This window comes from Streptococcus oralis (genome assembly GCF_001578935.1).
Taxonomy (GTDB): Bacteria; Bacillota; Bacilli; order Lactobacillales; family Streptococcaceae; genus Streptococcus; species Streptococcus oralis_R.
Window position 1 is genome coordinate 253,146 of sequence record NZ_KQ969521.1, and the last position, 8,997, is coordinate 262,142.

Consider the following 8,997-nt stretch of genomic DNA (forward strand, 5'->3'; position numbering starts at 1 on the left):
CTTTACTATTATTAGTATCGGTTGTTTTGCTGACATTTTACTTTTTGCCATTCGCTTTGCCATGATTTATGGCTTCTATGTTTGGAGAACACGACGCCTCAAGAAAAGTCTCCGTAAATACATGAAAGATATGCTCCTTTTGACCTTCTCTGGTGTTAAAGGGACAGTATCTATCGCGACCATTCTCCTCATACCAAGTCATTTGGAGCAAGAATATCCTTTGTTGCTCTTCCTTGTAGCAGGCGTTACGCTAATGAGCTTTTTAACTGGTTTACTGATCCTCCCCCACTTATCTGAGGAACAGGAGGAAAGCAAGGATCATTTGATGCATATTGCAATTCTGAATGATGTAGCTGCAGAATTAGAAAAAGAACTGAACCATCACAAGAACAAACTTCCTCTTTATGCAGCTATTGATAATTATCATGGTCGGATTGAAAACCTCATCCTTAGTCAGGAAAATAAAAGAGTCCAAGAGGACTGGGAGTCTCTCAAGCTTCTTATCTTGAGTATTGAGAGTGACGGTTTGGAGCAAGCCTACGAAGAAAATAGAATCAGTGAGCGTGGCTATCGAGTTTACCAGCGTTACCTAAAAAACATGGAGCAGAGTATCAATCGGAATTTCGCTTCTAGAGTGACTTATTATTTCCTTGTTTCTTTACGGATACTGCGCTTTCTACTTCATGAAATGTTTACCTTTGGCAAAACTTTCCGTAGTTGGATGAATGAAGAATCTCGTAAACTACTAGCAGTTGACTATGATCAGATTTCAGAGTTGTATTTGGAAAATACAGAGCTGATTATCGAGAGTTTGGAAAACCTCAAAGGGGTTTACAAGAGTTCTCTGATTAGTTTTATGCAAGAGTCTCGTCTACGCGAGACGGCCATTATCGGAAGTGGTGCCTTTGTTGAGCGGGTTATCAATCGCATCAAGCCAAACAATATCGATGAAATGCTACGAGGCTACTATCTCGAACGTAAGGCAATCTTTGAATACGAAGAAGCCAAACTGATAACAGCCAAGTATGCCAAAAAACTACGCCAAAATGTGAATAATTTAGAGAATTATTCTCTGAAAGAGGCTGCAAATACTTTACCTTATGATATGCTAGATTTAATCAGAAGAACTTAGATGATGAAGAAAATGACGGAGGATGGAACATGAAAAAGTGGTGGAAAGAGCTGATGGACAGGCCCTTATTGAAAGCTTTTTTGCATTATTATCAAGCATCTGATAGTGAGTTGACCAGTGTTGCGGTTGCCTACTATTGGTTGATTTCAATCTTTCCTTTGCTAATGATAATGGTCAATATTTTGCCTTATTTTCAGATTCCAGTCTCAAATTTCTTACTTACGATTAAGGAATTTTTACCTGATACAGTCTATGATGTGGTCGCCAAGATTGTCCGAGAAGTTCTGACTCAACCATCGACAGGTTTATTGAGTTTTGCTGTTTTGTCAGCCCTATGGACCTTTTCAAAATCAATGGATTTCCTTCAAAAAGCCTTTAACAAAGCCTATGGAGTGACCAAGAGTCGAGGGATTATCTCCCATCAGTTGATGAGTTTGCTTGTTAGCCTTGGCTTGCAGATTCTTTTTGCCTTGGCCTTGTTTTTGAGTATGTTTGGTCGTATGTTGCTCAACCTCCTCAAAACTTACTGGCAATCAGACAGTCCGCTATTTTCCTACCTGCAAGATTTTACAGGCCCTCTGGTCTATGCCTTGATCTTTGCCATTCTGGTTATGATCTATTACTTCCTTCCAAAAGTAAAAGCACCACGAATCCGCTATGTTTTACCAGGAAGTGTCTTTGTCTTGCTAACTCTTATCTTTTTATTGAACATCTTTTCTGTCTACGTCAATAGTTATGTCAATCATCTGGTTGACGTTCGATTTTTCAGTTCCATTATCGTGGTGGTCATGATGTTCTGGTTTATTCTTATTGCAAAGATTTTGATTATCGGAGCGGTTATCAATGCCAGTGTTCAGAGCTTGAAAGATCCAAAGTTTAGTATGGAATGATTAGAAAAATCCCTATTAGGTTTCCTAATAGGGATTTTCTTAATAGACAAACATGGCATCTCCAAAACTGAAGAAGCGGTAGTGTTCTTGGATGGCATGGTGATAGGCATCTAGGACTAAGTCACGACCGGCAAAGGCAGAAACCAACATGACCAGAGTTGATTTTGGCAGATGGAAGTTGGTTGAAAAGGCGTCCACAACCTTCCATTCGTAACCAGGTTTGATAAAGATATTGGTCCAACCAGAATCTGCTTGGATTTGTCCATCAAACTTGGAACCGATGGTTTCCAGTGTGCGGATGGAAGTGGTTCCAACAGCGATGACGCGACCTCCATTTTCCTTGACTGAGCGAAGGGTGGCAGCTGCTTCATCAGAAAGTTGGTAGAACTCCGAGTGCATTTCATGTTCGTCCAGATTGTCTACAGAAACGGGTCTAAAGGTTCCGAGTCCGACGTGAAGAGTGAGATAGACCAGATGAACACCTTTGGCTTGGATTTCTGCTAGCAGTTCTTTGGTGAAGTGCAGTCCAGCAGTTGGTGCAGCAGCAGAGCCACTTTCCTTAGCGTAGACGGTTTGATAACGTTCACGGTCATCTAGTTTTTCGTGGATGTAGGGTGGTAGTGGCATTTCACCTAGACTTTCCAAGACTTCTAGGAAAATTCCTTGGTATTCAAAGCGGACAATGCGGCCCCCGTGGGTCAATTCTTCCGTAACGACAGCGCTGAGGCGACCATCACCAAAGCTGACACGAGTACCGACCTTGAGGCGTTTGGCAGGTTTGGCTAGGACTTCCCACTCATCACCACTAGTATTTTTGAGAAGGAGAAGTTCCACATGGCCTCCTGTTTCTTCCTTTTGACCATAGAGGCGGGCTGGGAGAACACGGGTGTCGTTCATGACAAGGGCATCGCCAGGTTCCAACATATCGATAATAGAGTGGAAGTGTTTATCCTGAAACTCTCCCGTCTCGCGATTAACGATAAGGAGCTTAGAGGCATCTCGTTTTTCAAGTGGCGTTTGGGCAATCAATTCCTCTGGCAAGTGGAAATCAAAATCAGCTGTATTCATTTTTTCATCATTCTTTCTAAGTTCTAATCCTATCCATTATAACATGTTTCAAGTTTAGGAGCTCTTTTTTTAGAAATTAAATCGTTTTCACTTGACAAGAATTGGTCTATACCATATAATGAATATAGAAACATGGAGGATATAAAATGAAAGTTATTAAAGTTGAAAATCAAGTCGAAGGTGGCAAAGTAGCTTTTGAGATTTTGAAGGAAAAATTGGCCAATGGTGCTCAAACATTAGGACTTGCAACAGGAAGCAGTCCGCTTGAGTTTTACAAGGAAATCGTTGAGAGTGACCTTGATTTTTCAAATCTAACCAGTGTCAACCTAGATGAGTATGTGGGACTTGACGGAGATAATCCTCAGTCTTACCGTCACTTTATGCAAGAACACTTATTCAACCAAAAACCATTTAAGGAAAGTTTCTTGCCACGTGGAGTCAAGGACAATGCTGAAGCTGAAGTAGAACGTTACAATCAAGTACTAGCTGATCATCCAGTTGATCTTCAAATTCTAGGAATCGGTCGCAACGGTCACATCGGCTTTAATGAGCCTGGTACTCCATTTGACAGTCAAACACACCTTGTAGAGCTTGACCAGTCTACCATTGAAGCCAATGCTCGCTTCTTTGACAAGATTGAAGACGTGCCAACCCAAGCCATTTCAATGGGGATTAAAAACATCTTGGATGCTAAGTCAATTATTCTCTTTGCTTACGGTGAGTCAAAAGCAGAGGCCATTGCTGGAACAGTGTCAGGCCCAGTGACTGAGAACCTCCCAGCAAGTAGCCTCCAAAATCACCCTGATGTGACTATTATTGCGGATGCTGAAGCGCTCAGCTTGCTTGAAAAGTAAAATTACAAGAACCACTTGCTCTTTGGAGTGAGTGGTTTTAGACATATATAACTTCAACATTACGTTAGGGGACCACATGAATAATAAAGAAGAATTTCTAAAAGTAAAAGAAGCATATAAGAGCGCTAGAACAGAAGAGAAAAAAAGAATAATAGGCTTCCTCTTAAATAAGAAAGATAATGACGGAAACTTAATTTTTTTAAAGGAGAAAGATGGTACTGATACATTTGTAAAGACAAGTAGGGGAAGTGGATGGCCAAATTATTCATCGGGTAGGACTTTATCTAGGCCATATGATTTATCAAATCACATGTGGATTGATTTGTCATATAAAGGAAATGACATCTTAATCTCTTTACAGTCTTTTGATATTGATCCAAATAGTAATAATCTTCATGTCTTATATGATAGGATAGGTATTATGTTTGAAAAAGACGGCAAAATTTTGTTGCCAGATAATAAATCTGAAGTCAGTGATGCTTTTCTTAAAATGGAAACAACAAACTGGGAATTACCTTTATCTGAAGCAGATATGGAGGAGATGGTGAACTATATTATTAATCATTATGAAAAATAAAAACTTAGTTTCCCCTTGACAATTATTCCTTTTACGTGTAAAATAGAATAGATCTTGAACTTGAAGGGAGTGAAAAAAATGTCTAAAACAGTAGTACGTAAGAATGAATCTCTTGACGACGCACTTCGTCGTTTCAAACGTGCGGTTACTAAAGCTGGTACTCTTCAAGAAACACGCAAACGTGAATTCTATGAAAAACCTTCTGTAAAACGTAAACGTAAATCAGAAGCAGCTCGTAAACGTAAAAAATTCTAATTTGAAATGAAAGGCTAGACTTGTCTAGTCTTTTTTTTGCATAGTATTTAGAGGAACAAATTCTTATGAAAGAGTATATAAAAGAATATCAAAAGATGCGTGAAAATCACTTGGAAGATTGGGGTTATTGTGCTGATCCGATAGATTGGAAGGAATTCGAAGAGTCAAACCAAAGAATTTTTGAAAAGTATTTGACCGATTCAAAAGTATTGTCTGACAAGGTTTTAAGGGTAAAATTGTACAGTAGCTTATTGCTAGATGATATTAAATATTTTGCCTATTATGCTGCGTTTTTAGATGGGGATTATAAGCAGTTAAACAACGCTCTATGGCAAACAGGAAGAACCGAGCTGCTGAGAGGCGGTTTGTTGGCAAGTGGAACCATCTACACAGATGGAATTTTGAAAGGCTTGTTTACCTCTTTTGCTTGTAACGATTTTTCAGTCATTCCATCATTCATCCCCAAAGATTTACCCTTGTTGAAAGGAACCTATTATCCGGAAAATGTGATTAATCTTTTATACGCTCTTTATTATCAAGATGAAGAAAGATTATCCGAGTCGCTCTTGCGTGCACAACAGTTTTTAGGGAAGAAAAAACGAACTGGTATGGAAGAATTTTCTGTTCGGTATTTTATAAACTTGGCAAGAAAAGATGCAGTTGCATTAAGTGAGTCCTTACAAAACTTATGCCAAGCTTATCAGAGGCGAGGTTACCCTTATGAAAAAATTGATAAGTGCTTTGCGGATGAGATTCATGGTCTGTATCGTTTGGTACGATTTTTTGACCATTCCTTGTTCGAAGAAGTCAGTATGCCATCTCATAAGACTTTTTTGAAGGAGTTTGAAGAATGGCAAGTCCAAAATCAGTTCCCAAAAGGTCAACAGTTCTATACCTATCCTCAAGATATGGCTGATGCAAATAGAATACTAACAAAAGGTCTTCCAAAAATTTACTTAGAAAAATCTGGAAGGGACTTGGTGATAGACGTTGACCGATTTGCAGTAGATTTGTCTCGGTTAATTTGAAAGAGTACGAAAAGACTTCCTAGTCAAATCTTTTCCCAAGCAACATCAAATAAATACTGTAAATCCTGCAAAAAAAGGAAACTTCCTACCACAATCTGATATAATAGTAGGGAGAACTCGATTGAAGGAGGAAATGATGTCGGTTTTAGTGAAAGAGGTCATTGAGAAGCTCAGATTGGATATTGTCTATGGTGAGGGTGATTTACTTGAAAAAGAAATCAAGACTGCAGATATTTCACGACCAGGTCTTGAAATGACGGGGTATTTTGATTACTATACTCCAGAGCGAATCCAACTTTTGGGGATGAAGGAATGGTCCTATTTGGTCGCTATGTCTTCTCATAATCGTTATAAGGTCTTGACTAAGATGTTTCAGCCAGAAACGCCAGCGGTCATTGTTGCGCGTGGTTTGGTAATCCCTGAGGAGATGTTAAAGGCTGCTAGAGAGTGTCAGATTGCCATTTTAACTAGCCGTACGGCTACCAGTCGCTTGTCTGGAGAACTATCTAGTTATCTGGATTCCCGCTTGGCGGAACGTACCAGTGTACATGGTGTTTTGATGGATATCTATGGCATGGGAGTCTTGATCCAAGGAGATAGCGGTATTGGTAAGAGTGAGACAGGTCTTGAGCTTGTGAAACGGGGGCACCGTTTGGTGGCAGATGACCGTGTGGATATTTTTGCCAAGGATGAAATGACCCTTTGGGGAGAGCCTGCTGAAATTTTGAAGCATTTGCTTGAGATTCGTGGAGTGGGTATTATTGACGTGATGAGTCTCTACGGAGCAAGTGCGGTTAAGGACTCGTCACAAGTTCAGCTAGCAGTTTACTTGGAAAATTATGATACCCATAAGACTTTTGATCGTCTAGGGAACAATGCCGAAGAACTCGAAGTTTCTGGTGTAGCCATTCCACGTATCCGCATACCAGTGAAGACAGGGCGCAATATCTCCGTCGTGATTGAGGCGGCAGCCATGAACTATCGTGCTAAGGAAATGGGCTTTGATGCGACACGTTTGTTTGAAGAGCGCTTGACAAATCTGATTGCTCAAAATGAGGTGAAAGATGCTTAATCCAGTTGCTTTTCAAATCGGTCCTTTTGCTATTCGTTGGTATGCCTTGTGTATTGTGACAGGCTTGATTCTTGCGGTTTATTTGACCATGAAAGAAGCGCCTAGAAAGAAAATTCTGTCCGATGATATTTTAGATTTCATCCTGATTGCATTTCCGGTTGCTATTCTAGGTGCGAGACTTTATTACGTACTTTTTCGCTTAGATTATTATCTGCAAAATCCAGGTGAAATCATCGCCATCTGGAATGGTGGTTTGGCCATTTATGGAGGTCTGATAGCAGGGGCTATTGTCCTTTATATCTTTGCAGATAGAAAGCTGATTAATACTTGGGATTTCTTAGATATTGCGGCACCGAGTGTGATGATTGCCCAAAGTTTGGGTCGCTGGGGAAATTTCTTTAACCAAGAAGCCTACGGGGCTGCAGTGGATAATCTGAATTATCTACCTGGTTTTATCCGTGACCAGATGTATATTGATGGTAGCTACCGTCAGCCGACCTTCCTATATGAGTCAGTCTGGAATCTAATTGGATTTGCTTTGATTTTGATTTTTAGACGAAAATTAAAAGGAATCAGACGCGGTCATATCACTGCTTTCTACTTGATTTGGTATGGCTTTGGTCGTATGATTATCGAAGGGATGCGGACGGATAGTCTCATGTTCTTTGGTCTACGAGTTTCCCAATGGTTATCAGTTGTCCTTATCGGACTAGGTATTTTTATCATACTTTATCAAAATCGAAAGAAAGCCCCTTTCTATCATACAGAGGAGGAAAACTAAATGTTAGAAGTTGCATATATACTTGTTGCGATTGCTTTGATTGTCTGTTTAGTCTATTTGACAATCACGATTCAAAAAGCGGGTCGTATGATTGATGAGACAGAGAAAACCATCAAAACGTTGAGCTCAGATGTGAACATTACCTTGCATCAGACCAATGAATTACTGGTTAAGATCAATGTGTTAGCAGACGATATCAATATCAAAGTTGCGACGATTGATCCACTTTTTACAGCTGTGGCGGACTTGTCTGAGTCAGTATCTGACCTTAACCAACATGCACGTGTCTTAGGCAAAAAAGCTTCATCTGCTGGTTCAAAGACCATTAAAACAGGTGCAGGCTTGTCCGCTCTTCGTGTCGCAAGTAAATTTTTCAAAAAATAAAAAAGGAGAAATCTTATGGGAAAACTATCCTCTATCCTTTTAGGTACGGTTTCAGGTGCAGCTCTTGCTTTGTTTTTGACGAGTGACAAGGGTAAGCAAGTTTGTAGTCAAGCTCAGGATTTTCTAGATGATTTGAGAGAAGATCCAGAATATGCCAGAGAGCAAGTTTGTGAAAAACTGACAGAAGTCAAGGAACAGGCAACTGACTTTGTTCTGAAAACAAAGGAACAAGTAGAATCTGGTGAAATCACTTTTGATAGTGTCCTTGACCAAGCTAAAAACTGTGCTCGACAAGCGACAGAAGCGTCAAAGGAAACCTTTAACAATCTCAAGGAGCAATGGCAAGAACAGTCAACAACTCCAGACGTCGCTGAAGGCCAAGAAGAAATCATCATCGATATTACTGAAGTATAAAGTATCACCATCTCTAGTTCTTGGAGATGGTGATTTTTATCTGCAAACCTGTCTTTGTGGTATAATAAATACTATGCAGAAAAAACCAACGTCCGCCTACGTGCATATTCCCTTTTGCACACAGATTTGTTATTATTGTGACTTTTCAAAAGTATTTATCAAGAATCAACCAGTAGATAGTTATCTGGAGCATCTGCTAGAAGAGTTTCGTTCTTATGATATCCAAAAGTTGCGAACCCTCTACATTGGAGGTGGGACGCCAACAGCTTTGTCCGCTCCGCAATTAGAGCTGCTCTTAGATGGCTTGACTAAAAAATTGGACTTGTCTGTCTTGGAAGAGTTGACCATTGAGGCCAATCCAGGCGATTTGGACGCGGATAAGATTGCGGTTTTGAAACAGTCGGCAGTCAATCGTGTTTCCTTGGGTGTGCAGACTTTTGATGATAAAATGCTGAAAAAGATTGGGCGTAGTCACTTGGAGAAGGATATTTATGAAAATATCGACCGCCTCAAACTGGCTGGTTTTGACAATATCTCCATCG

The 8,997-nt window shown here is 40.0% G+C and carries 11 protein-coding genes and 1 pseudogene; 11 read left to right on the top strand and 1 reads right to left on the bottom strand.

Annotated features, from left to right (window positions below; genetic code table 11):
- Together SORDD15_RS01255 and SORDD15_RS01260 are read left to right on the top strand one after the other, a co-directional pair.
- Nucleotides 1-1,132: pseudogene (locus SORDD15_RS01255) on the top strand (sodium:proton antiporter); the annotation flags it as partial.
- Between the two features lie 29 nt (nucleotides 1,133-1,161).
- Nucleotides 1,162-2,022, top strand: a complete 861-nt coding sequence (locus SORDD15_RS01260) for a YihY/virulence factor BrkB family protein (protein WP_061413668.1) — start codon at nucleotides 1,162-1,164, stop codon at nucleotides 2,020-2,022.
- A 39-nt stretch (nucleotides 2,023-2,061) separates the two neighbouring features.
- Here SORDD15_RS01260 and queA read toward each other — a convergent pair whose 3' ends face one another.
- On the bottom strand, nucleotides 2,062-3,090 hold the full coding sequence (gene queA / locus SORDD15_RS01265) for a tRNA preQ1(34) S-adenosylmethionine ribosyltransferase-isomerase QueA (RefSeq protein WP_061413671.1): 1,029 nt from the start codon (nucleotides 3,088-3,090) through the stop codon (nucleotides 2,062-2,064).
- Between the two features lie 146 nt (nucleotides 3,091-3,236).
- On the opposite strand from queA, the gene SORDD15_RS01270 reads away from it, so the two are divergent.
- The 9 genes from SORDD15_RS01270 to SORDD15_RS01310 all read left to right on the top strand — a co-directional run.
- Nucleotides 3,237-3,944 carry a glucosamine-6-phosphate deaminase gene (locus SORDD15_RS01270; RefSeq protein WP_061413673.1) on the top strand — a complete coding sequence of 236 codons (708 nt, stop codon included), beginning with the start codon at nucleotides 3,237-3,239 and terminating at the stop codon, nucleotides 3,942-3,944.
- A 76-nt stretch (nucleotides 3,945-4,020) separates the two neighbouring features.
- Nucleotides 4,021-4,521 (top strand): hypothetical protein, encoded by a 501-nt coding sequence (locus tag SORDD15_RS01275; protein ID WP_061413675.1) that lies wholly within the window; start codon nucleotides 4,021-4,023, stop codon nucleotides 4,519-4,521.
- A 78-nt stretch (nucleotides 4,522-4,599) separates the two neighbouring features.
- A complete protein-coding gene (gene rpsU, locus SORDD15_RS01280; RefSeq protein WP_000048054.1) occupies nucleotides 4,600-4,776 on the top strand; it encodes a 30S ribosomal protein S21 in 177 nt (58 codons plus the stop codon).
- A gap of 65 nt (nucleotides 4,777-4,841) precedes the next feature.
- The gene (locus SORDD15_RS01285; RefSeq protein WP_061413676.1) at nucleotides 4,842-5,804 is read left to right on the top strand and encodes a hypothetical protein; all 963 of its coding nucleotides are present in this window, start codon (nucleotides 4,842-4,844) and stop codon (nucleotides 5,802-5,804) included.
- Nucleotides 5,805-5,940: 136 nt separating this feature from the next.
- Nucleotides 5,941-6,876 carry an HPr(Ser) kinase/phosphatase gene (gene hprK, locus SORDD15_RS01290; protein ID WP_061413679.1) on the top strand — a complete coding sequence of 312 codons (936 nt, stop codon included), beginning with the start codon at nucleotides 5,941-5,943 and terminating at the stop codon, nucleotides 6,874-6,876.
- Nucleotides 6,869-7,657: a prolipoprotein diacylglyceryl transferase gene (gene lgt / locus SORDD15_RS01295; RefSeq protein WP_061413680.1), complete on the top strand. Its 789-nt coding sequence runs from the start codon at nucleotides 6,869-6,871 to the stop codon at nucleotides 7,655-7,657. The genes hprK and lgt overlap by 8 nt, the downstream gene beginning before the upstream one ends.
- On the top strand, nucleotides 7,658-8,041 hold the full coding sequence (locus SORDD15_RS01300) for a DUF948 domain-containing protein (protein WP_061413682.1): 384 nt from the start codon (nucleotides 7,658-7,660) through the stop codon (nucleotides 8,039-8,041). It begins immediately after the preceding gene.
- 15 nt (nucleotides 8,042-8,056) lie between these two features.
- Nucleotides 8,057-8,455: a YtxH domain-containing protein gene (locus tag SORDD15_RS01305; RefSeq protein WP_061413684.1), complete on the top strand. Its 399-nt coding sequence runs from the start codon at nucleotides 8,057-8,059 to the stop codon at nucleotides 8,453-8,455.
- 73 nt (nucleotides 8,456-8,528) lie between these two features.
- Nucleotides 8,529-8,997 (top strand): radical SAM protein (locus tag SORDD15_RS01310; protein WP_155718774.1); only part of this gene is annotated, 469 nt, incomplete at its 3' end.

Bases quoted from the DNA above. Each gene is read 5' to 3' on its own strand.
- SORDD15_RS01305 (WP_061413684.1), top strand. From the start codon at position 8,057: ATGGGAAAACTATCCTCTATCCTTTTAGGTACGGTTTCAGGTGCAGCT.
- rpsU (WP_000048054.1), top strand. From the start codon at position 4,600: ATGTCTAAAACAGTAGTACGTAAGAATGAATCTCTTGACGACGCACTT.
- lgt (WP_061413680.1), top strand. From the start codon at position 6,869: ATGCTTAATCCAGTTGCTTTTCAAATCGGTCCTTTTGCTATTCGTTGG.
- SORDD15_RS01285 (WP_061413676.1), top strand. From the start codon at position 4,842: ATGAAAGAGTATATAAAAGAATATCAAAAGATGCGTGAAAATCACTTG.
- SORDD15_RS01270 (WP_061413673.1), top strand. From the start codon at position 3,237: ATGAAAGTTATTAAAGTTGAAAATCAAGTCGAAGGTGGCAAAGTAGCT.
- SORDD15_RS01300 (WP_061413682.1), top strand. From the start codon at position 7,658: ATGTTAGAAGTTGCATATATACTTGTTGCGATTGCTTTGATTGTCTGT.
- SORDD15_RS01260 (WP_061413668.1), top strand. From the start codon at position 1,162: ATGAAAAAGTGGTGGAAAGAGCTGATGGACAGGCCCTTATTGAAAGCT.
- hprK (WP_061413679.1), top strand. From the start codon at position 5,941: ATGTCGGTTTTAGTGAAAGAGGTCATTGAGAAGCTCAGATTGGATATT.
- SORDD15_RS01275 (WP_061413675.1), top strand. From the start codon at position 4,021: ATGAATAATAAAGAAGAATTTCTAAAAGTAAAAGAAGCATATAAGAGC.
- queA (WP_061413671.1), bottom strand. From the start codon at position 3,090: ATGAATACAGCTGATTTTGATTTCCACTTGCCAGAGGAATTGATTGCC.